21 protein-coding genes are annotated in these 22,013 nt (G+C 38.0%); all 21 read left to right on the plus strand.

Annotation, left to right across the window (positions count from 1 at the left end):
- Positions 1 to 214 precede the first annotated feature (214 nt).
- Positions 215 to 538 carry an iron-sulfur cluster biosynthesis family protein gene (locus AC3ANL_RS08880; RefSeq protein ID WP_488328859.1) on the plus strand — a complete coding sequence of 108 codons (324 nt, stop codon included), beginning with the start codon at positions 215 to 217 and terminating at the stop codon, positions 536 to 538.
- Between the two features lie 54 nt (positions 539 to 592).
- Positions 593 to 1,246, plus strand: a complete 654-nt coding sequence (locus AC3ANL_RS08885; protein WP_488328860.1) for a carboxymuconolactone decarboxylase family protein — start codon at positions 593 to 595, stop codon at positions 1,244 to 1,246.
- Positions 1,247 to 1,274: 28 nt separating this feature from the next.
- Positions 1,275 to 1,850, plus strand: a complete 576-nt coding sequence (locus AC3ANL_RS08890) for a TetR/AcrR family transcriptional regulator (RefSeq protein WP_488328861.1) — start codon at positions 1,275 to 1,277, stop codon at positions 1,848 to 1,850.
- 72 nt (positions 1,851 to 1,922) lie between these two features.
- Complete coding sequence (locus AC3ANL_RS08895) at positions 1,923 to 2,237, plus strand: thioredoxin family protein (RefSeq protein WP_488328862.1); 315 nt, start codon at positions 1,923 to 1,925, stop codon at positions 2,235 to 2,237.
- Between the two features lie 357 nt (positions 2,238 to 2,594).
- Positions 2,595 to 3,338 carry a prolipoprotein diacylglyceryl transferase gene (locus AC3ANL_RS08900; RefSeq protein ID WP_488328863.1) on the plus strand — a complete coding sequence of 248 codons (744 nt, stop codon included), beginning with the start codon at positions 2,595 to 2,597 and terminating at the stop codon, positions 3,336 to 3,338.
- A complete protein-coding gene (locus AC3ANL_RS08905) occupies positions 3,331 to 4,752 on the plus strand; it encodes a radical SAM protein (protein ID WP_488328864.1) in 1,422 nt (473 codons plus the stop codon). Before AC3ANL_RS08900 ends, AC3ANL_RS08905 begins: the two co-directional genes overlap by 8 nt.
- A gap of 23 nt (positions 4,753 to 4,775) precedes the next feature.
- Positions 4,776 to 5,063 carry a hypothetical protein gene (locus tag AC3ANL_RS08910; RefSeq protein ID WP_488328865.1) on the plus strand — a complete coding sequence of 96 codons (288 nt, stop codon included), beginning with the start codon at positions 4,776 to 4,778 and terminating at the stop codon, positions 5,061 to 5,063.
- Positions 5,064 to 5,615: 552 nt separating this feature from the next.
- A complete protein-coding gene (locus AC3ANL_RS08915; RefSeq protein WP_488328866.1) occupies positions 5,616 to 6,815 on the plus strand; it encodes an MFS transporter in 1,200 nt (399 codons plus the stop codon).
- Positions 6,816 to 7,080: 265 nt separating this feature from the next.
- On the plus strand, positions 7,081 to 7,926 hold the full coding sequence (locus AC3ANL_RS08920; protein WP_488328867.1) for an alpha/beta fold hydrolase: 846 nt from the start codon (positions 7,081 to 7,083) through the stop codon (positions 7,924 to 7,926).
- Between the two features lie 71 nt (positions 7,927 to 7,997).
- Positions 7,998 to 8,651 carry a GntR family transcriptional regulator gene (locus AC3ANL_RS08925; protein WP_488328868.1) on the plus strand — a complete coding sequence of 218 codons (654 nt, stop codon included), beginning with the start codon at positions 7,998 to 8,000 and terminating at the stop codon, positions 8,649 to 8,651.
- 52 nt (positions 8,652 to 8,703) lie between these two features.
- Positions 8,704 to 9,897 carry an acyl-CoA dehydrogenase family protein gene (locus AC3ANL_RS08930; protein ID WP_488328869.1) on the plus strand — a complete coding sequence of 398 codons (1,194 nt, stop codon included), beginning with the start codon at positions 8,704 to 8,706 and terminating at the stop codon, positions 9,895 to 9,897.
- 85 nt (positions 9,898 to 9,982) lie between these two features.
- Positions 9,983 to 10,936 (plus strand): VOC family protein, encoded by a 954-nt coding sequence (locus AC3ANL_RS08935; RefSeq protein ID WP_488328870.1) that lies wholly within the window; start codon positions 9,983 to 9,985, stop codon positions 10,934 to 10,936.
- A 64-nt stretch (positions 10,937 to 11,000) separates the two neighbouring features.
- Entirely contained in the window at positions 11,001 to 11,480 is a 480-nt protein-coding gene (locus tag AC3ANL_RS08940) for a flavin reductase family protein (RefSeq protein WP_488328871.1), read from the plus strand.
- Between the two features lie 121 nt (positions 11,481 to 11,601).
- The gene (locus tag AC3ANL_RS08945; protein WP_488328872.1) at positions 11,602 to 13,485 is read left to right on the plus strand and encodes a XylR N-terminal domain-containing protein; all 1,884 of its coding nucleotides are present in this window, start codon (positions 11,602 to 11,604) and stop codon (positions 13,483 to 13,485) included.
- Positions 13,486 to 13,684: 199 nt separating this feature from the next.
- The gene (locus AC3ANL_RS08950) at positions 13,685 to 14,998 is read left to right on the plus strand and encodes an MFS transporter (protein ID WP_488328873.1); all 1,314 of its coding nucleotides are present in this window, start codon (positions 13,685 to 13,687) and stop codon (positions 14,996 to 14,998) included.
- 182 nt (positions 14,999 to 15,180) lie between these two features.
- Complete coding sequence (locus AC3ANL_RS08955) at positions 15,181 to 16,020, plus strand: alpha/beta fold hydrolase (protein ID WP_488328874.1); 840 nt, start codon at positions 15,181 to 15,183, stop codon at positions 16,018 to 16,020.
- Positions 16,021 to 16,034: 14 nt separating this feature from the next.
- Positions 16,035 to 16,988: a VOC family protein gene (locus tag AC3ANL_RS08960; RefSeq protein WP_488328875.1), complete on the plus strand. Its 954-nt coding sequence runs from the start codon at positions 16,035 to 16,037 to the stop codon at positions 16,986 to 16,988.
- Between the two features lie 59 nt (positions 16,989 to 17,047).
- Positions 17,048 to 18,547, plus strand: coding sequence for an FAD-dependent tricarballylate dehydrogenase TcuA (gene tcuA / locus AC3ANL_RS08965; RefSeq protein ID WP_488328876.1), 1,500 nt, complete (start codon positions 17,048 to 17,050; stop codon positions 18,545 to 18,547).
- 56 nt (positions 18,548 to 18,603) lie between these two features.
- On the plus strand, positions 18,604 to 19,776 hold the full coding sequence (locus tag AC3ANL_RS08970; RefSeq protein ID WP_488328877.1) for an acyl-CoA dehydrogenase family protein: 1,173 nt from the start codon (positions 18,604 to 18,606) through the stop codon (positions 19,774 to 19,776).
- A 32-nt stretch (positions 19,777 to 19,808) separates the two neighbouring features.
- Positions 19,809 to 20,678, plus strand: coding sequence for an adenylyltransferase/cytidyltransferase family protein (locus tag AC3ANL_RS08975; protein WP_488328878.1), 870 nt, complete (start codon positions 19,809 to 19,811; stop codon positions 20,676 to 20,678).
- A 364-nt stretch (positions 20,679 to 21,042) separates the two neighbouring features.
- Positions 21,043 to 21,738, plus strand: a complete 696-nt coding sequence (locus AC3ANL_RS08980; protein ID WP_488328879.1) for a GntR family transcriptional regulator — start codon at positions 21,043 to 21,045, stop codon at positions 21,736 to 21,738.
- The last annotated feature ends 275 nt before the right edge of the window (positions 21,739 to 22,013 follow it).

A 22,013-nucleotide genomic window follows, 5' to 3' on the forward strand; every position in this document is an offset into this window, starting at 1 on the left:
TATATTAAGTTAAAAATCAAATTTGGAAAAGAAAATTCACTTAAAATTAAATCGGTATGGCTTGCCGTTGTCAATCAATTTAATTGCTAATTATAAATTAAATTGATAGACTAAAATTGTACCGAACGGTAGGTACAGGAAATTATAGCTGTTTGCAAGAATAATTATAAGAAGATCATAAAAAGGGAATAAGAATAAAATGGGAGGTGTGGAAATGAATATCACAATTACTGATAATGCGGCAGGAGTATTAACTAAAAAGATTGGTGAACAAAAAGGATATCTAAAAATTAAAAACGTAATGGAAGGGCTCGCTTGTGGTGCGGGAGTACCTACCTTGATGTTTGTCTCATCAATAGATGAAACAGATGATATTGTATTTGAAACAAACAATGGTCCGATTTTAATGGAGAAATCAGAACTTCTTTATTTTGATGAAGATTTAAAAATTGATTTTTCGGAGTCAGTTAATAGTTTTCAGTTGAAAAGCCCACAGCAAATTGTCAATGGAAGAATGGCATTTGTTTCAAAAGTCTAAATAAAGGATTACAATTCATCATTTAGTAGTACAGTAAATGAAAGGGTGTTTTATATGACAAACAGTTTATATCAAAAAGAAAATTTGAAAAATCTTAATCAACTTAAAAATCTAGTGCCTGATCAATTACAAGCATTTTCGGAGTTTAACAGTGCAGTTCTTAAAGAAGGGGCACTTACAAAAAAAGAAAAGGAAATCATTGCCGTTGCAATAGCCCATGTAACTGAATGTCCATATTGTATTGACTCCCATACACTGAGCGCCAAAGCAGAGGGAGCATCCCTTGAAGAGTTAGTGGAAGCTGTTTTTGTCGTAGCTGCAGTAGAAGCTGGAGGGGCAGTGACCCATAGCACTCATGTGCAAAATGCATTAGATCCAGAAGCACCGGATACTCTTTATGCAAGATCGAATCTCAAAAAACTTCGTAATCTAAGAATCAATGCACCTGATGGCTTTAAAGGGTATTCTAATTTTAGTGCCGCAGCCATGAAAGCAGGCAAATTAACCGAAAAATTCAAAGAAATTATTGCTGTAGCAGTTGCGCATGCCACTCAATGCCCATATTGTATTGATGTTCACACGAAAAACGCAGCAAAAGTCGGGGCAACAAATGAAGAACTATCCGAAGCCATTTTGGTTTCTTCCGCATTACTAGCTGGTGGAGCATATGCACATATAGCTAATTTGATTCAAAGCTATGGTGAATGATTAGAATCACGATGACGAAGGTGTATTTATGAATAAAAGGCAAGAAATAATCTCTATAGCTAGAGAGATCATTCATTCAAAAGGCTACCAAGCCACATCAATAAGTGATATACTTCAAGCTGCTCATATTGGAAAGGGACAATTCTACCATTATTTTTCCTCTAAATATGACCTTGGACTTGCTGTGGTAGATGATTTGATTCAGGATTGGAATCAACAGTTAATTAAAGAAATTCTTCAATCAGCGGATAACCCTACATCAAAATTAAATATGATGTTCGATTGGGCGATAGCTTCTCATGCTAAAATGGAAATGAAACTAGGTTGTCCGGTTGGCAACTTGGCGATTGAAATGAGTGAACATGAAGAAGAGTTTCGAGTGAAAATTCAACAATTTTTTGAGCGCTGGGTTGATGCAGTAAAAGCCGTATTAGACGAAATGGTTAAGCAGGCTCAACTAAATAACACAGTTGATACCAAAAAAAGTGCGCAGTCGATAATCGCTATTATCGAAGGTGGTGTTTTATTAATGAAAAACCATCAAGATATTCAATTATTGGTTAATGTAATCGACGTGACTCGAAAACAACTTAATCTATCTTAATCAAATCAAAAGATTTTTAGAGTAGACATTAATTTTGTATAATAGGAAGCATAAATATAAAGGGGGATTAACATGAAAGAAATTAAGACAGAGCAAGAATACCGTAATCAAATCGCAGATGATCAATTAACAGTAGGCATATTTACAACTACGTGGTGCCCTGATTGTAAACGTCTGAATATGTATATCGATGAGATTGTTGAGGAAAATCAGGACAAGCACTGGTTTAAAATTGACAAAGATGAATTTCCAGAACTTGCTGAAGAACAAACGGTAATGGGAATTCCATCATTACTAGTATTTAAAAATGGCGAAAAGCTGGCTCATTTACATAGTGCAAACGCCAAAACAGCAGACCAAGTAAGAGAATTTTTAAATACGTTATAAGATTTTAAAATTTACGAGAAATAATATATATAAGCAGCCAAGGACTTTAATTAAAGTTCCTTGGCTGTTTTTCTTTTTTATAAGATAGGAAAGTATAAAAATCTTTGAGAATTGTCTAGCTCCAGCGCCCTAGCGGCTAGTGTCCTTCGCTTTCCGCCCTACGATAAGTCAAGCACGAATGCGCCTCCGGCTCTTCGTATTTCCTTTATCTCAGTTGGAGTGCTCCAGGCCATACGCCGCTGACCAGGGCGCTTGCGCTTTTCTTTTTACAAGTTAAAAATTAACAAAAAATCCATTTACTTTCCTTTTATTCTGATAATATAGAATTAAAGTTCAATTTAGAAAGGAGAGGAAAAGGTGAATTTCCCTTTCTATGTATTTGGTATTCATCCCCACCTGTTATTTGAAGCCTTAGCATACTTTATTGGGTTTCGAGTATATTTGTTCACAAGGAATAAAGAGCGGATTCCAATCGATAAAGCGATCTGGGTGGTTGTCGGTGCGACTTTAGGGGCAGCAATCGGTTCAAAGTTGCTTTATTGGTTTGAAGACTCATCAAGGACATTAGAAAACTGGAATAATTTTGTTTATTTAATGGAAGGGAAAACGATTGTGGGCGGATTATTAGGTGGGTTAATTGGCGTGGAGATTGCAAAAAAATTAATTGGCTGGACTCGCTCAACGGGTGATGATTTTGTCCTCCCGCTTGCCATTGGAATGGTAATTGGCAGAATCGGCTGTTTCTTAACCGGTTTAGATGACCATACATATGGCGTCGAAACAACTTGGTTTACAGGTGTTGATTTTGGTGACGGAATGAAGCGGCATCCAACACAGCTTTATGAAATATTCTTCTTAGGGGCACTGATCTTGGTTCTTTTTCAAATAAAGAAAAAACAAATCGGTTGGGAAGGATTGCTATTCCAGTTATTTATGATAAGCTATCTTCTATTTCGCCTGTTGATTGATTTTATTAAACCAACCCCACACCCATATCTGTTCTTGAACAATATCCAAATTGCCAGCTTACTTGGGATTGGATACTATATATGGCTCATATCCAAAAAACAAGCAGACCAAAGGAGAGAAATCAATGCCTAATCGTCCGTATTTATTTTATGAATTAACAAACAGTATTTGCTCCACCTGTTTACGAAAAGTAGAAGCAAAGGTCATTATCGAAAACGAAAGGGTCTATTTAGTGAAGAATTGTATGAGGCATGGGAGAGAAAAAGTGTTGATTTCAACGGATGTGGCTTACTATAAGTGGTGCCGTGAGTTTATCAAACCCTCTGAAATGCCTTATCGCTGGAACACACCCATTAAGTACGGATGCCCTTATGATTGCGGTCTTTGTCCTGATCACGAGCAGCATAGTTGTTTAACGCTGCTAGAAATAACCGAGAGATGTAATCTGAAATGTCCGATATGCTATGCAGAATCCTCTCCACAAAAGGGCAGCTTCCGCAGTTTAGAAAAAATCGAATTCATGCTTGATAGCATTATTAAAAATGAGCGACAGGCAGATATTGTTCAAATTAGCGGCGGCGAGCCCACCATACACCCGCAATTTTTTGACATTTTGGATATGGTAAAAGCAAGACCAATCCGTCATATAATGGTCAATACAAATGGTCTGCGGATTGCTAATGATAAAGAATTTGTTAAACGACTCGCTGCGTATTCACCTGGTTTTGAAATCTATTTACAATTTGATAGTTTTGAAAAAGAAGCTTTGGAGGAATTAAGAGGGGTAGACCTGAGAGACATCAGACAGAAGGCAATCGAGCATTTAAATGAATATAATATTTCAACCACCCTTGTTGTGACCCTTAAAAAAGGGCTTAATGATCATGAAGTGGGCAAGATCATTCAATACGGTTTAAAACAGAAATGTGTCAGAGGGGTAACCTTCCAGCCTATCCAAGCAGCGGGAAGACTGGAAGACTACGACCCTTCAACGAATCGTTTAACCCTAAGTGAAGTTCGGCAGATGATCATTGACCAATCTAACGTATTTGGCTCAAAGGATATCATCCCAGTACCATGTCACCCCGATTGTTTAGCAATGGGCTATGCCTTAAAACAAAATGAGGAAGTCACGCCATTAACAGGCTTAATTGATCCAAACATCTTATTAGAGGGTGAACGAAATACAATCGTATTTGAACAAGACGAACATTTGAAAAAGATGATCTTTAAGCTGTTTTCCTTAAATCATTCGCCAGCTTCATCAGCATTATCACTGCAGGATTTATTATGCTGTCTGCCAAAGGTGTCAATGCCAGGACAAATTGGCTACGACAACGTGTTTCGGGTGATTATTATGCAATTTTTAGATGCTTATAATTTTGATGTTCGATCCGTTAAAAAATCATGTGTTCACATTGCCCATCCTGATGGACGGATCATACCGTTTGATACCTATAATTTATTTTACCGTGACGATAAAGAAGTGGAGCTTAAGAAAATCCAAGCAGAGTTAGAGGGCCTGACCATGATGAAAGCTGATTAATAGCTAGAATAGGAGTGAAAGGATTGACACAAAATGATGGAAATAAAAATGCAGAATCATTAAAAGATCTGTGGAAAGGAATAGGAATTACTCTTGGAATTTACCTTGTCGGAATTTTATTTTTAGTTATGTTTTCATCCCTATTTTTTGTTTATTTGTGTGTTGCTATTATTGCCTTAATTGTCATTCCGATAGTTAGTTTTGCAAAGGGAAGAAAAAGACTGGGCCAGGGAGCATTAATTGGTATAGGTCTAAGTATTCTTTTATTTTCGGCCTGCTTTGGAATCATCATAACCAATCTAGGTGGATGACTAATCAAGCTAACGATTATTCGAAGAATCTGTACCGCTTATTTATTATAGTGGTAAAGGTCGAGTGCTTGCAGAGGAGTAAATGACCACTCCATTATCATCAATTGGTTTTTTACAGTTTTTTTGAATGAAATTTAAAAAAAGAGATTTCAATCAGAGATTAACAGTAAAATTTTACTTGAAACTGATTTCTATTAAAATGCGCTGAATTTTTCAGCGCATTTTTCTGTGTTTTCCCACTATAATGTCAATTGTTTTAAAAATAAAAAATATTTTGAATATATTGACAAGTAATTTACAGGTCTGTAGAATTACAGTTAGTAAAAGAAAGCGCTTTTTTTACCTATTTTAACAGTGAAAAGAGGAAAATTAGTAAAATTAAAATTTTAGCTAGTGGTTATCTAAAATTTTACTGTTGTTTTTGAAGGCCAACAAAAGCGACAGAAACTATTCTAAAATTTTGATAAGTATTGAAGGCGAATTCATTTTGTTCTCCGCTATCATTGGTGTTCAGTTTTTAAACAATTTCATGGATATAAGGGGGGTTTTACGATGGCAGTAAAGACAATCAGCAGAAATTTTCTCAAGTTTTTGGTTGTAATTCTTGCCTTCCAAGATGTTGCGGCAGGGGTAGCCGGATCAATCATGGCCGATATTATTAAAGCATTCCCGGAATATGACCCTACGATTGTCATGTTAGTTGCTACTTTTCCAGGATTAATTCAAATTGTTCCTGCACTTTTTTATGGTAAACTTTCCAAACGGTTTAAAAAGAGAACCTTATTGTTTGTTGGATTAAGCCTTTTTATCATTGGCGGAGTTCTTCCAACTTTTATTGATAATCTCGGGCTGATTATTGTAATGAGGGGTATTTTAGGGCTTGGTGTTGGAATCACGATGCCATTATCCATTGATGTGATAACAGATTTCTTCGAAGGTAGAGAAAGAGATTTCTTGATTGGTTTTGGAACCTCCACGATTGCGTGTATTGGAGCTATTTTCTTCCAATTAGTTGGTGGGATTTTAGCGGATTCGTATGGGTGGCACTACGGTTTCTTAACCTACCTTTTCCCAATCTGGATTCTAGCATTGACCATTCTTTATTTACCTGAACCTGAGCAAAAGCGGGTATCAGAAATCGAAGGATCTCAGGATCGTGTAAAGATTAAAAAGCCAAAATCTATATATTGGGTAAGTCTAGGACAGGTATTCTACTCAGCACTGATTTTTGGTTATGTAACAAATATATCCGTCGTCATTCAAGCTGATAAATTGGGAAATGCAACGGAGGCGGGCTTGGCTATATCCATTTTTACATTCGGCACATTGCTTGCAGGATTTTTATTTGGAAGAATTAAACATAAACTTCCTAATTACTATTTACCTCTAGCAATCTTATTGACCGGATTAGGAATGGCCGTCTGTTATTTTTCGCCAAGTCTAACGATGATCTTTATTGGAAGTGTAATAGGTGGTTTTGGGATGGGAATTGGCCTTCCAGGAGTATTTACTCGGGTTTCTGAACTTACCCCGGTTGGTGCCACTTCGAGTGTCGGTTTAGTGGTTGCTGGTCAAGGTATCGGCGGAATTTTAGGTCCTTTTGGTTTCCAGTTAGTCCAAACCATTTTTAACCAAGATATCGGTCGATTCCCATTATCTGTAAGTGCGGTTGGCCTGGTCTTATTAGCTCTCATTTGGGCAATCACGGTTAGAAGACCGAATAAGGATTTAGAGATTACCGTAAGTCAATGATAAAAAATGAAGCTAAAATGATAAATGAAAATTTGTCATTTTAGCTTTTTAAATTTAATAAGTAGAGTGTGTTGTTCTGAATAAAAAAAATATTTAGAATTTATTGACAAGGCTTAATAAACAAAGGTAAAATTATAGTTAGTAAAAGAAAGCGCTTTTTTATTGGATTATCCACTATAAAGATAGTAAAAATGAAAAACTGAAATTCTAGCATCTTTAAAAATCACGATTGAATACTATTTTATACAAAGTGAGGGTACGAAAAATGACAGCTGTTGAAACAAGGAAAGTTCAAACAGGAAACTATCATACATTTATCCATGAAGGTGGAGACAAAGCTGCTGAAACGATTATCTTTCTTCATGGAAGTGGTCCAGGGGTAAGTGCTAAGACAAATTGGCAGCACATTTTACCACGATTAAATGAAAAATTTCATGTCGTGGCACCCGATATTTTTGGGTTTGGTGATACTGATCATCCTGAGAGCTACCCGAACAATGGGGCCGAATGGATGAACGAGAGGGTAAAGCAGGTTTTAACCTTAATGGATACGTTAGAGATTGAAAAAGCCCATTTAGTGGGAAATTCGCTTGGTGGTGTGATTGCTCTTCATTTATTGATGTATGCTCCTGAACGATTTGATCGGGTTGTCTTGATGGGGGCTGGCGGCGGTTTAACAGAACCAACCCCAGAACTTGCTAAATTAGCAAACTTTCATAAGGATCCAAATCCTGTCGCATTTAAAAATTTACTAAGTTGGTTTTTATATGATAAAAGTATCCTTGAAGATGAACTGGACCAAATTGTCTCTGAGCGATTAGAGATGTTCCTAAAGCCGGAAGTTCGCAAATCATATGAAGAAAATTTTTCAAAATCCCACTTATCTGATATGCTCGTTCCACCATCCGCACTAAAACAAATGGACCATTCTATTTTACTGATCCATGGCCATGCAGACCGATTTGTACCGCTTCAAAGCAGCCTGTATGTGATGGACTATCTGCCAAATGCACAGTTACATATCTTTAAGCGTTGCGGGCATTGGGCTCAAGTGGAGCAAAAAGAAAGATTTATCAAACTAACAGCGGATTTTTTCAATGGTGAAATATAGAAATTTTAATACACCGTTGATTCCCTATCTAATTTAGGGTAACGAATCCTAGAAAATTGCAGGTGTATAAAATGAAAATTGATACAGCATATCGCTATATTAAACGATTAATCATTGAAGGGGTCTTGGAACCAGAAACCGCAATCAATGTAAATGAAATCACTGTCAACCTAAATATGAGTCGAACACCCGTCCACAAGGCATTATCAAAATTAGAACAGGAAGGTTTCCTTTCGATTATTCCGCAAGTAGGCGTTTTTGTGAAGCGACCGGATCCTGAAGAAGTGCTAGAGCGTTTAATAGTTTGTGCAAATTTAGATGCCTTAATGACTGAACAGGCGGCATTATGCCTAGACGAAGAGGAATTCGCTTATTTGGAAAATATTTTAGTGCAAATGGATGATCCGGAATTGTCACCAGACGATTATGCCAGCCTCAACATTGATTATCATCGCACAATTTACGAAGCCTCCAAGTTAACTTATACCTTTAATCTAGCAAAGCAGCTTTGGGATTACCTAAATTATGTAGGAAATCCAGATGAATTATTTTCAACTGTACGAAGAAGTCAATCTCAGATTGAACATTGGATGATTTTTAACTGTCTTAAAGAAAAGGATAGTAAAATGGCCAAAAGTTTGATGGAAAAACATATGCGCCGTGTAGCAAAATTAGTGGGCGAAAAATATCAGGGTATTGATGTAAACCAACATGTTCTTAATTAGTAATGATCACCCGATAGTAAAAAACTATAACTATTTTTGGGAGGAAATTTTAATGGAACAAAGTGTGCTAGATACAAAAAGAGAATTAGTGGAAAAGGCTCGGGCACTTATACCAAAGTTACGAGAACATGGTGAAGAAATTGAGAAAACCAATACCTTACCAAAATCGATTATTGATGCCATGCAAAAGGAAGGAACACTAAAGGTCCTGCGTCCCCATTTATTTGGCGGATATCAAACAAATATGCGGACATATACAGAGGTAGTTACAGAAATCTCTCGTGGCAACGGATCTGCTGGCTGGTTTGTGGCGCTAAGTAATATTCGTGATTATATGATTTCCTACACGTTTGGCGAAAAGGCACTGAGTGAAATTTATCAACCTGGAAAAGAAGTAGTGTTGGCCGGGAATTTCAAACCAATTAAGTGTGGTATCAAAAAAGTAGAAGGCGGCTATTTTATCGAGGAAGCACAATGGCCATTTGTGTCAGGAAGTCCACATGCTGACTGGTGCTACTTTGGATTCCCAATTGTGGATGATAACGGCGGCGTAGAAATGGCCATTATGGTGATTCCTCGCGACGAATTAGAGGTTCTTGATGACTGGTATGTTATGGGGCTAAAGGGATCAGGCAGCAATAGCTGTAAGATACAAAATGTATTTGTACCCGATCATCGTGTTTCGTTGGATCGTTTAGCTAGTAAAGGGCATTATTTAATTGAACCGCTTAAAGATGTGGCATTGTACCGATCTTCCTTTGTTCCATCACTAACACTATCGATTGTGGCACCAGCATTAGGACTTGCCCAAGCGGCAATGGATCTATATATGGAACGGCTTCCAAAGGCTGGAATTGGGAACACCTTCTATAACAAACAAGCGGAAGCACCTATTACCCATTTACAGGTAGCCCAAGCACAGTTAAAAATTGATTCCGCTGAGCTTCACCTTTACCGAGCTGTAGATAAAATTGACGCATATGCTGAACGCGGTGAAGTGATGGGTAAAGAAGAAATTGTAAAAGTGAAGGCAGACTTTGGCTATGTTAATCAATTATGTAAAGAAGCCATTGATCTCCTAGTTGCTGGAGTCGGCTCTATGTTCACCTACGAGACCAACCCTCTTCAAAGAGTATATCGTGACTTTTTAACCATGCATTTACATGGATTTATTACTCCATCAAGTTTAATAGAAACATACGGAAGAGTTTTGTGTGGGCAGGAACCGAATTCGTATTTCGTTTAATCCGTGGCATCAAATTAACAAAGTACCTATTTTTTTAATGATATGTGAAAAGGCTTTCATTTAATTAATATGAGGAGGATCCAAAATGAGTTTACCAGAGATTGCAAAGTTAGGGCACGTTGCATTAGTTTCCGAAGACTTAGAGAAATCACTGTGGTTTTATAAGGAAATCATTGGTTTAGAGGAAACAGAAGTAGTCGACGGCACCCATTATTTACGAGCTTGGGGAGATTTTGAGCATCATACCCTTTCGGTTACAGCTGGAGACAAATCCTATCTTGATCATATTGCTTGGAGAACAAAACGACCTGAGGATGTGGAGAAATTTGCAAAACTCCTGGAGGAAGCGGGAACAGAAGTAACCTGGATAGAAGCAGGAGTAGAGGCTGGTCAAGGAAGAGCCATCCGCTTCCAACTGCCAAGTGAGCACCGTTTCGAAATTTATTACGATATGGAAAAAACTTTAGCAGAGGCGTCTAAACGTTCCGTATTAAAGAATCAGACCTATAAATCCTGGGCCCGTGGAGTATCTCCAAGAAGAATAGACCATGTTAATCTGCTTACATCATTAAAAGCAAATGTCATTTCAGACTTTTTAAAGGAAAAGTTAGGCTTTAAAATGCGTGAATATGTGAAAGCACCAGATGACTCTTTAGTCGGTGCATGGTTAAGTGTTACACCGTTGGTCCATGATATTGCGGTTAGCCATGATCCATTCTCACCAACGACCCATCAAATTCATCATATTTCCTACTGGTTGGACAATTCTCAAGATCTTCTTAGAGCAGCGGACATCTTAAAGGAGCATGGTATTTTCTTCAAAGGACCTGGGAAACATGGAATCTCACAAGCAATGTATATCTATGCCATTGATCCTGGAAGCGGCTTACGTGTTGAATTATTTACGAATGGCTACTTAATATTTGAACCTGATTGGGAGCCTATCGAATGGACAATCGATGAAATGGATATCGGCTTTACCTTCTGGGGCGATCAGATGGACAATAAGCCTGAGAACAATCCAACCATTGAGGCATAATATTTTTTAGTTTAATAGATAGCTAGTGTAAACTATGGATAAGTTATAGAGAGGGGTTTATAAAATGGATGATCGTCAATTTCGAAGCGCAATGGGTAAATTTGCAACAGGGGTAACGGTTATTGCAACCGATGTAGATGGTGATGTGCACGGGATGACAGCCAATGCTTTCATGTCGGTGTCACTTAGTCCAAAATTAGTGGTTATTTCCATTGGTGAAAAGGCCCGTATTCTTGAAAAAATTAAACAAAGCAAAACATTTTCTGTCAATATCTTGGCTGCGGATCAACAAGAACTTTCGATGATTTTTGCCGGTCAGTTAAAAGAACATCGGGAAGTTGTTTTTGATCGTCTCGATGGGAAGCCGGTACTCGCTGGTGCTGTAGCTCAGATTGCCTGCGAGGTATCTGCTGAGCATGTGGAGGGTGATCACACACTGTTTATTGGTAAAGTAACTGATATTCACTTGGAAGATGCAGAACCACTCATTTTTTATAGCGGACGTTACCGAGCACTGGCGGAAGATTCACCGGTTACAAACTAGCAAACGGATGAACGAGGCTATGGTGATTAATATTCATTTAGGTTCCATTTCAGCAACCTTTAAATAAAGCTTGTGAATGCACGATAAAGACTCCTTGTAGGTAACATGTAAGGAGTCTTTGTTGATTAATCCATGTATTGAAAAGGGTGAGCGAATGAGTGACAACCTGGAAACGATCGTTGAACCAGTCGGAGCAGAAGAAGAAAATAAAAAAATTTTAACCACGCCTGCAGCCTTTGGATTATTACGCAAAGGAATCATCGAAAATTTAGGTACGAAAAGAGCCAAGGGGTTCCTCCTTCGTTACGGTTGGAGCTTAGGTGCCAGTGATGCAAAAGAGGCAATGAAAACCATTTCCTCCATCGATGAACTACTAAAGCAAGCATCCATTCTTCATTTAAATACAGGTCACATAAAGGATATTAAATCTGAACGTATTATTGAGATGAGTGATTTAGATACCATTAAGTCTATTCTCGGAAAGGGAAAATGGATCGACTCATTTGAAGCACATGAGCACCTTAAACATCATGGCAAATCAGATATCCCTGCGTGTCATACCTTGACCGGATATGCCAGCGGTTATATGTCAACTGTTTGCAAAAAGAGTGTGATTGTTAAGGAAATATGCTGTATTGCTAAAGGTGATGCGGAATGCAGTTTTGAAGCAAGACTTCAGGAGGATTGGGAAAGTGAAATTCGGGAAGAAATTAAATTTTACCAAGAAACCAATATTATTGAAGAATTAGAGTATACGTATGAGCAACTTTTAGAGCAGCGAAATTATATTGATAAGGTGTCAACATTCCATAAAAAATTAACGGAAAGTATATCAAATGGAAGCAATTTACAAGACATTACCGACACATCTCATAAATTGCTGCAAATTCCAATCTCAATTGAAGATTTGAGTTTTCACAAAATAGCGTACTCCGGGATAAAAGAAACAGATTTTAATATCCTTAATAAGGAATTAATCGAGAGTTTAATCCGAAAGAATAGAAGGAATAATAAAACCCTTCCAGTATTTTATGAAACCACAAGATTAAAAACAGAAAATCAAGAACGGTTAATCACTCCTATTATTGTGCAAAAAAAGGTCATTGGATATTGCACATTTATTTACTCAACAAATACACTCAAAAATGTAGAAAATTATATTATGTTTATTGAGCGAGTCGCCAACGCCGCTTCATTATATCTACTGAATGAGAAAACCAGTTTTGAAGCACTGGAAAAAATGAAGGGCTATTTCCTGGAACAAATATTAAAAGGTCAATATTCTTCGAGAGAGGAAATGATCAAACGTGGGCGGTATATGGGCTTTGATCTAAAAAAACCATACTATATTGCTGCAATTGATTTTAAAGTGAGTAGAACCATAACAGATAATCACAAGGACCAAAATGATCCAATACTCGAGTCAATTGCCAAATATTTAGACATTCAAGGATGTAAAGCGTTGATTGGTCAGTATGAGGGTCAAATCATTATGTTAATACCAGAAACAGAGAAAATTAATCTTGTGAAACTCCTTAAACACTTAGAAACTACCCATTCCTCCCACCAATTTAAAATGGGAATTAGTGATAAAGCTGAAGAGATTGAGAGTGTGTTAGATTTTTTTGAAGAATCCGTGATTGCTTTAAGGATGTCGTCGGAAAAGAAAATTATTTATTTTAATGATTTAGGTATTGTAGGTGTTTTGATTAATTCTAAAAATATAAGTGGAATTAAGAAAATTGCCATGCAAGAATTGGGTCCGCTTTACAAGCTCAGCGAAGTAAAACAAAAAGAATTAATAAAAACTCTGTATGTTTTTTTATCAAATGGCGGAAAGCTTCATCAAACCATGGAAGACCTTTCACTGTCCATGAGCGGGCTAATGTATCGAATTAACAAGATTGAATCGCTCATTAACAAAAACCTGCGTGATTCTTCTCAAAGCTACCAGCTCTTACTAATTCTTAACTCTTTGTTGGCTATGGGAGAGCTGCAAATATGAACTTCAAAGGGCCTTCCAGAGATGGAATGCCTTTGTTTTAAAAAACCAATAAACATTACCGAAATAAAGTTTTCAATATAAACTACTTAAAAATAGTAAAAAATCAGATGAATTTTACTCTAGCATAAATATATTAAATTTTCTAAAATTTAAAATTGTAAGCGATTTCTTTTTAGAATAATTTAATGGAGGGATTTATTTGAATCAGGTTCAATCGATTAATGCCATTGAAAAAAGTACTTTAAAGAAGACAATGCGTAGAATTTTACCATTTATTTTAATTTTATATGTGGTTGCTTTCTTGGACAGGGTTAATATGGGCTATGCTGCCTTGGAAATGAACAGAGATTTGGCTTTAACCGCAGAAGTATTCGGCTTGTTATCAGGGTTATTTTTTATCAGCTACTTTTTATTTGAAGTTCCTAGTAATCTAATATTACACAAGGTAGGCGCAAGATTGTGGATTTCCCGCATTATGATCACATGGGGAATTGTCGTTATTTTAATAGGGTTTATACAATCCGCTACACATCTATATATCTTACGCTTTTTACTAGGTGCTGCAGAAGCAGGTTTTGTCCCGGGGGTCATTCTTTACTTAACCTATTGGTTTAGAGCCCGAGAAAGAGGGAAAGCAACCGCTCTCTTTTTCGTTGCCTTACCACTAAGTGCCTTAATCGGAGCACCCGTATCGACATGGATCATGGATACGATAACGTGGGGCGGATTAGCAGGCTGGAGATGGATGTTTATCTTGGAAGGAGCTCCTGCTGTGCTTTTAGGGGTTGTTGTATTGTTTTATTTAACGAATAAACCAGCCAATGCAAAGTGGTTAACAGCAGAGGAAAAGGCATGGCTTGAGGAGGAATTAGAAAAAGAGAGGTCGGAAAGTTCGAAATTAAATAAAACCTCCCATCTTGGTATGTTGAAGGATTCGAAATTGTGGAAATTATCTTTGTTTAATATTGCAGGGTTTATTGCAGTGAATGCCCTATCCTACTGGATGCCAACCATTATAAAATCCTTATCTGTATCAGGAACGTCTAACTTACAAATTGGCTGGTTAGCAATGATTCCTTCTATTATTGCAATACCATCCATTCTGTTTACGGGATGGAACGCTGACAGAACCAATTCGCATAAACGGCACTTGGCAGCATGTGTGTCCATTGCAATGATTGGCTTCATTGGTTGTGCGCTTGTCACAAGCCTGCCACTAATGGTTTTGATGCTTTCGATAACGTCTGCCGGATTATATGGAATTTCTGGTACGTTTTATGCTTATATCACTTTCTTTTTCTCTGAAAAAACAGCACCTGCAGGAATTGCATTAGTAAGCACCCTTTCCTCTTTAGGCGGTTTCGTGGGCCCATATATTATGGGGGTATTTACTTTTAGGGAGGCTATGTTTATCATTGCGGCATTCTTACTTATCAGTTTAATCACCCTTACAACATTAAAAATTGGTACCAAAAGACAGAAAGAAATAGATGAAGAGATCGTCGTATCTTAACCTATTGATTAAAAACTAATAAAAATTACTTGAAAACAAGGTTAAATCAGATGATTTTTTATCTAGAAACAATAGCTTGAATTTTCTAATATTTAAGTAGGAATTAAAATGTTTATTAATGTAAAGGGTTTCATTTTATCTAACAAACTTTAAAAATGCTTTTAAATAAAGGAGGATAAAAATTGTCAACTATTACACAAAAATTGATTAAAACGAAACATTTTGAAACTTACCTAAATCGCTCGGGTGAGGGGAATTCTGAAGTAATTTTGTTCCTACATGGTTCAGGACCCGGTGTGTTTGCTTGGGCAAACTGGCGCTATGCCTTGCAAGCTTGCAGCGAACAATATGACTGCCTTGCTCCGGACCTGATTGGATTCGGCAATAGCAGCCATCCCGAAACACTGCCAAAGAACCGGCAGGGGTGGAGCGATCTTTGGGTCAATCAAATTATCGAATTGTTGGATGAACTGGGAATTCAAAAGGCTCATGTAGTGGGGAACTCGTTAGGCTGCTCAATTGCCCTTGAATTGCTGCTAGAACATCCGGAACGATTTGATCGAGTGGTATTAATGGGACCTGGCGGGACGCCAAATACAAAAATAAGTACTGAGCTTGGCCGCGCGAAAGGTTTTTATGATAATCCATCAGAAAAGAAAATGCGCCAAATTATGAGCTGGTTTGTCTATGATGCTGAGAAACTAGCACCAGAAATAGATGCACTTGCCGAAACCCGTTATGAAACAGCGATGCGGCCGGAAATTCAGCGCTCCAATGATGCGATTTTTGCAACCGCTGCTGTTCCAGTACCGGTTACGGCTTTAAGACGAATTCAAAATCCAATTTTATTGGTACACGGACGAGACGATATGGTTTGCTCCATTGAATCAAGCTATTACCTGCTATCCTATTTACCAAACGTCCAGCTCCATGTCTATGGCCAAACCGGTCATTGGACGCAAATAGAACAGAAAGAAAGCTTTAATCAGTTAATCCAAGATTATTTCTCTAGCAAAATTTAAAGGGGGTATAGGAGATGAGTTTACCAGAGATTGCGAAATTGGGGCATGTTGCTCTTGTAACACCTGATCTTGAAAAGTCATTGTGGTTTTTCCGAGATGTTATTGGTTTAGAAGTTACCGAAGAAAAAAACGGGACCTACTACATGAGGGCTTGGGGTGACTTTGAGCATCACTCACTTTCATTAACAGCAGGTGATCGTGGTTATATCGACCATATCGCTTGGAGAACGAAAAGGCCTGAGGATGTCGAAGGATTTGCCCAGCTTTTAGAAAAGGCAGGTACAGAAGTCAGATGGATTGAAGCAGGTGAAGAGACAGGGCAAGGACAGGCAATCCGTTTTAAACTGCCAAGTCAGCATTCTTTCGAAATCTATTATGACGTTGAAAAGCCAAAAGCGGATGAAAAGAGACGATCCGTCTTGAAAAACCAGACCTATAAAGCTTGGGCCCGCGGCTGCTCACCTAGAAGGTTTGACCATGTCAATATTGCTACTTCGATGGATGTTGGTGAAATTATTGACTACTTGGGAAGCCAATTAGGCTTTAAGCTTCGTGAATATGTTAAATACAATAATGATAAAATCGTTGCAGGCTGGATGAGTGTCACTCCTTTGGTTCACGATATTGCTGTCATTTCAAGACCACAAGCGCAAACTCCAAATCAGCTGCATCATATTTCGTATTGGCATGATAACGCCCAAGACATTTTAAGGGCTGCTGATATATTAAAAGAAAATGGGATTAATTTTATCGGACCTGGAAAGCATGGTGTATCTCAAGCTTTTTATCTCTATGTATTGGATCCTGGCAGCGGCTGCCGAGTGGAATTGTTTAGCGGTTCCTATCTAATATTTGAGCCCGATTGGGAGCCGGTTGAGTGGACAGAAGAAGAGCACTCGATTGGTAATACCTACTGGGGTGATTCTGTGATGGATAAGGAAATGAATAAGCCGACCATTGAAGCTTAAATAAAGTGCTGACTCATCACCATATTGAGTCAGCTTTTTTAAAAGAAAGGGAGAGGTCTGTGACTGAAATAAGAAAGTTTGAAACAGATATAGTGGTTATTGGAGCAGGAAATGCCGCTATGTGTGCTGCCATATCTGCACGAGAAAATGGCGCTTCGGTCTTGGTACTGGAAAAGGCACCTGAATCCGAAAAAGGCGGAAACAGCACATTCACCCATGGTTCCATTCGGTTTGCTTATGACGGCAATGAAGACTTACAACAAATCATGCCTGAACTGACTGCAGAAGATTTTGCCATCACAGACTTTGGCTCCTATCCGGAAGAGGAATTTTTTGATGATATGTGCCGAATGACGGAATACCGTACCGATCCAGAGCTCGCGTCACTCCTAACTGGCAATAGTTTTGAAACAATGAAATGGCTTGTATCCCATAAGGTACGATTTGTGCCGATTTATGGCCGCCAAGCATTTAAAGTGGACGGTAAATTCAAATTTTGGGGCGGTATGATTGCTGAATCGGTCGGCGGTGGTCCAGGTTTAGTCGGGTCACTGCATGAGGAAGCCGCGCGACTAGGTGTACAGGTATTATTCGATGCCATGGCGACCAAACTTATTCATGATGATGCTGGAGTTCATGGGGTTATATTTAAACATAAAGGAAGAACTTCGGAAGTTCGCACCAAAGCAGTGATCTTGGCTTCCGGGGGCTTCCATGCCAATCCGGAAATGCGGACACGGTATTTAGGACCGAAATGGGACTTAGCTCATGCAAGAGGCAGCCGTTTTAATACTGGAGAAGGAATTCAAATGGCATTAAATATTGGTGCGATTGCCAGTGGAAACTGGTCAGGGTGCCATTCGGTTGGCGGAGACCGATACCTGCCGGAATTCACGGAAGGCTTTCAAAGGCTAAGCTATCCATTTGGCATTATCGTAAATGCTGAAGGAAAACGCTTTGTTGATGAAGGTGCAGACTTTCGAAACTATACGTATGCAAAATACGGCAAGCTGATTCTGGAACAGCCTGGCCAATTTGCCTGGCAGATTTTCGATCAAAAAGTGTCCGGTCTATTACGGGAAGAATATCGTGGAAAACAAGTAACAAAAGTGAAAGCAGATACATTGGAGGAATTGGCCAAGAAAATTGACGGTGTCGATCCGGAAGGATTTTTACAAACCGTGAAGGAGTACAATGAGGCGGTCCGGGCTGATATTCCGTTTAATCCAAATATCAAGGATGGCAGGTGTACAGAAGGGCTGGCGGTCAGGAAATCCAATTGGGCAAATACCCTGGATGAAGGCCCATTTGAAGCCTATGCTGTTACATGCGGCATCACCTTTACTTTTGGCGGGTTGAAAATAAATGCGAGCGGCGAAGTGCAGGACGTTTTATATCAATCGATTCCAGGATTATATGCGGCCGGTGAGCTAGTGGGCGGCTTATTCTACTTTAATTATCCTGGTGGTGCAGGCTTAATGGCAGGCTCTGTTTTTGGCAAAATTGCAGGCGAAAATGCTGCACGATTTGTCCATCAAGGAAAAAAAGAGATGGTTTAACAGTAAAGATTAGTTGTTTTCTTTTTATGAGATAACATTAAAAAGGGGTGCGAAATATGGTAAGCAATATATTGGATGAAAACAAAATTGATTTCAGTTTGTTATTAAAAGGGGCAGAAAAGGTTGGAAAAATTGCAGAATCGGAGGCGCTCGAAGCAGATCAGAACAAAACCGTTTCAAAAAATGTCATTGATGCGATGAAAGAAGCTCGATTATCCAAGTTATTACTTCCAAAAAAATACGGAGAGCCTCAAGTAAATTTAAGAGAGTATTCCCAGATTATCCGCACGGTTGGAAAATATAATACCTCTGCTGCTTGGTTAACTTTTCTTTATTCCATTCATAATAGTTTAGTAGCTTTTATGACGAAAGAGGGAGCAGAAGAAGTGATTAATCAGGGGGGATTAATCGCAGATATCTTTGCTCCTATAGGGAAAGTGGAAAAGGATGGAGATGGTTTTCGGATCACCGGTAAGTATAGTTTTGTAAGCGGAATCTTATATAGCGACTGGGTGTCTCTTGCAGTGAAAATAAAAATAGACGGCAATGAAGAGAATGAACTATGCATGCTGACATTACCGGTATCTGATGTACAAATAGTGGAAAATTGGGATACGTTAGGCCTTAGGGGGACAGGAAGCAACCAGGTAATTGTCGATAATGTCTACGTTCCAAAGCACCATCTTATACGACTTACTGTTGCAGATCGTACAGGCAGACCTCCTGAAGGTTATGATAAAGACTATCCTCTTTATGATGTTCCATTTTTCTCATCTTTTTGTATCGGATTCCCTATGGTCGCGCTAGGCGGTGCGGAGCGTTTACTAGAGGAATTTAAGAAACGGACGGAAAAGCGGGTTCGATTAGGAGGAAATTCTGCTAAAGATTCCCGTCATCAGGGGGTATTAGCAGAATTAACGATTAAATATTACGAATCAGAAGGTCTATTAGACAAATATATTTCTTTATTAGAAAACTATGAAATGGGAAAAGAAGATAAACGTGGTGAATTTGCTGCAATTAGGGCAAAAATCACGAAAAACGTAGCGGACATTGCCGTGAAAGTTTTGTTGACACTTGGCGGATTTTCGATGTTTAAAGGAGATCCAATTGAAATGTTCATACGCGATCTTTTGGCAGTATGTACACATCGATCCAATCTCTACGAAGACTCGGTTGAAGCGTTTGGAAAGACACAATTTGGCTTTGACGTATCGATTAATGGGTAAAGCTTAATGTGAAATAAGAAGGAGGCACCTGCATGGAAACGATTTATTTGAATCCCGATAATCTGATGCACTGGCAGCAAAAAGCAAAATCAAGTATCATGGCGCTAGGATTTTTTGATGGTATTCATATCGGCCACCGTGAAGTCATTCAAACAGCTTTTAGGAAGGCAAAAGAGGAAAATCTACTCTTAACGGTAATGAGTTTCTTTCCACATCCCAAAACCGTTTTATCAAATGGAAAAACAAAAGTAGAATATCTAATGCCGTTACCTGATAAAGAGAAACTGTTCTCTGAACTTGGTGTCGATATTTTTTATATTGTTGAATTCGATCGGGAGTTCGCATCGCTGTCGCCAGAAAAGTTTGCTGCTAAATATTTACTCGATTTCGGTGTCGTCCATGCAGTTGCAGGTTTTGATTATACGTATGGCTTTCGCGGTGAAGGGAATATGGATCGATTGAAACGAGATTCAGGCGGAATCCTCGAAGTTACGAAAGTAAATAAAGTCGAATGCCGTGGAGAGAAAATTAGTTCAACAAGCATTCGGGAAAAATTATCAAAGGGAAATGTGGAAGACTTGCCTGCCTTTTTAGGACGTTCCTATGAAGTTGGCTGTGAATGGGACGGCAGTGCGTTAAAAGTTAAACCTTACTATACCCTGCCAGGGCAGGGCAAATATGCTGTTACGTTAACAAGTGGATGTCATTCACAAGAAATAGAGGTATTTGTGACAGGTGAAAACGAAATGATCCCGCTTCTAAATGTTTCGGAACTATTCCTGAATAGTGATACAGCGGTTTCGCTTACTTGGCACCAGCGGTTAACGGAAGATAAAAGGGATTCAATTTGCGATAGGGATTGGTTACACTCGTCCAAATTCAGTTTTGTTTGGAATGGATGATAAGATAAAAAAAGAAAATATTCAGAGCTATATAACGGCAAAAACTATAATTTTTTTAAAAAAATTAGAGAACAAAGCTAACTTTCAACTGACCCCAAAAAGTTGGACTAAAGTATTATGATTATTGCTAGGTGGTAAGAATTCTGTACTTTACAGGACTCTTACCACCTAGTTTTTTCTTTCGATTGTAATTGGTCAATAATAGCGGTTAATTGATGATAAAAAAATATTGACAATTAGAGTATATTTCAAATAAAATTAGACTAACTTATAAAATTGTATACAATTACACAAATGTACTGTTATACAATATAGTAATTACACTATTGAAATTACTAAATTAACTAAAAAGGGAGCTTTAATAATGCTGAATTCATCTCAAATGAATCGGAGGTTATCTACAAAGGACTTTGTTTATTTCGAAATTAAGAAAAAAATTATTGAGGGTATCTTAGCTCCTGATCAACCTATTAATGAAGAGTATTTAGCAACTGAACTAAATATAAGCAGAACACCCATAAGAGAAGCCTTACAGAGGCTGGAAATTGAAGAGCTTATCCTTAGATTACCAAATGGACGACTTAAAGTAGCACCTATCTCAATTCAAGAGGTTGAGGAAATTTTTAATGTTAGAAGCTTACTTGAAGGGCTGATAGCTAGAGAGGCAACGACAAAGGCAACATCGAACGATATACAAAAGTTAGGTCAATTTACTCAACTTATTGTCGCTGCTGCTAATAATGATAGAGGAGATGAAGTTGTTTATTATGGAAGTGAATTTCACTCCTATCTTTATCAAATTAGCAAAAATAAAACTGCAAATAAGATTTTAAATCAACTTAATGATCACATTTCTAGATACCGTAGGTTAGGACCCATTAAAAATAATGAGAGAAGTAGAAATGCCGCAAAAGAACACCTAGAAATGTTTGAAGCAATCTCCAATAAAAACCCCGATAAAGCTGAAAAATTAATGAGAGAACATATTAACAATAGTTTAAAGGCTGCCGTTCATACAATTGAAGTACATCTTCAACAAAATATTGATGAAAACCACTGATTAATAGCATCTCTAAGTAGAGCTCAAAATTGAGCTCTTATAATATAAATAAAATTTTCGGAATAATTAAAATAGACAGACGATAGTGATTGTACATCTAAATATCCAATTGTGATATTTCACATGTAATAGTCGATTCAAGCTTGTTCGAAATGAATGCGGTTACAGTTTTTGCAATTGATGCATATGGAAGTTGTAGACCAGTTGATTTTTAGTGTTCCTCCTGTCAATAGAAAACTAATGTCAATAAAAGTCATGATTTTGTACAGGCCAGC

Source organism: Neobacillus sp. DHD-1R (assembly GCF_057747995.1).

Bases quoted from the DNA above. Each gene is read 5' to 3' on its own strand.
- AC3ANL_RS08880 (WP_488328859.1), top strand. From the start codon at position 215: ATGAATATCACAATTACTGATAATGCGGCAGGAGTATTAACTAAAAAG.
- AC3ANL_RS08885 (WP_488328860.1), top strand. From the start codon at position 593: ATGACAAACAGTTTATATCAAAAAGAAAATTTGAAAAATCTTAATCAA.
- AC3ANL_RS08890 (WP_488328861.1), top strand. From the start codon at position 1,275: ATGAATAAAAGGCAAGAAATAATCTCTATAGCTAGAGAGATCATTCAT.
- AC3ANL_RS08895 (WP_488328862.1), top strand. From the start codon at position 1,923: ATGAAAGAAATTAAGACAGAGCAAGAATACCGTAATCAAATCGCAGAT.
- AC3ANL_RS08905 (WP_488328864.1), top strand. From the start codon at position 3,331: ATGCCTAATCGTCCGTATTTATTTTATGAATTAACAAACAGTATTTGC.
- AC3ANL_RS08915 (WP_488328866.1), top strand. From the start codon at position 5,616: ATGGCAGTAAAGACAATCAGCAGAAATTTTCTCAAGTTTTTGGTTGTA.
- AC3ANL_RS08920 (WP_488328867.1), top strand. From the start codon at position 7,081: ATGACAGCTGTTGAAACAAGGAAAGTTCAAACAGGAAACTATCATACA.
- AC3ANL_RS08925 (WP_488328868.1), top strand. From the start codon at position 7,998: ATGAAAATTGATACAGCATATCGCTATATTAAACGATTAATCATTGAA.
- AC3ANL_RS08930 (WP_488328869.1), top strand. From the start codon at position 8,704: ATGGAACAAAGTGTGCTAGATACAAAAAGAGAATTAGTGGAAAAGGCT.
- AC3ANL_RS08935 (WP_488328870.1), top strand. From the start codon at position 9,983: ATGAGTTTACCAGAGATTGCAAAGTTAGGGCACGTTGCATTAGTTTCC.
- AC3ANL_RS08940 (WP_488328871.1), top strand. From the start codon at position 11,001: ATGGATGATCGTCAATTTCGAAGCGCAATGGGTAAATTTGCAACAGGG.
- AC3ANL_RS08960 (WP_488328875.1), top strand. From the start codon at position 16,035: ATGAGTTTACCAGAGATTGCGAAATTGGGGCATGTTGCTCTTGTAACA.
- AC3ANL_RS08970 (WP_488328877.1), top strand. From the start codon at position 18,604: ATGGTAAGCAATATATTGGATGAAAACAAAATTGATTTCAGTTTGTTA.
- AC3ANL_RS08975 (WP_488328878.1), top strand. From the start codon at position 19,809: ATGGAAACGATTTATTTGAATCCCGATAATCTGATGCACTGGCAGCAA.
- AC3ANL_RS08980 (WP_488328879.1), top strand. From the start codon at position 21,043: ATGCTGAATTCATCTCAAATGAATCGGAGGTTATCTACAAAGGACTTT.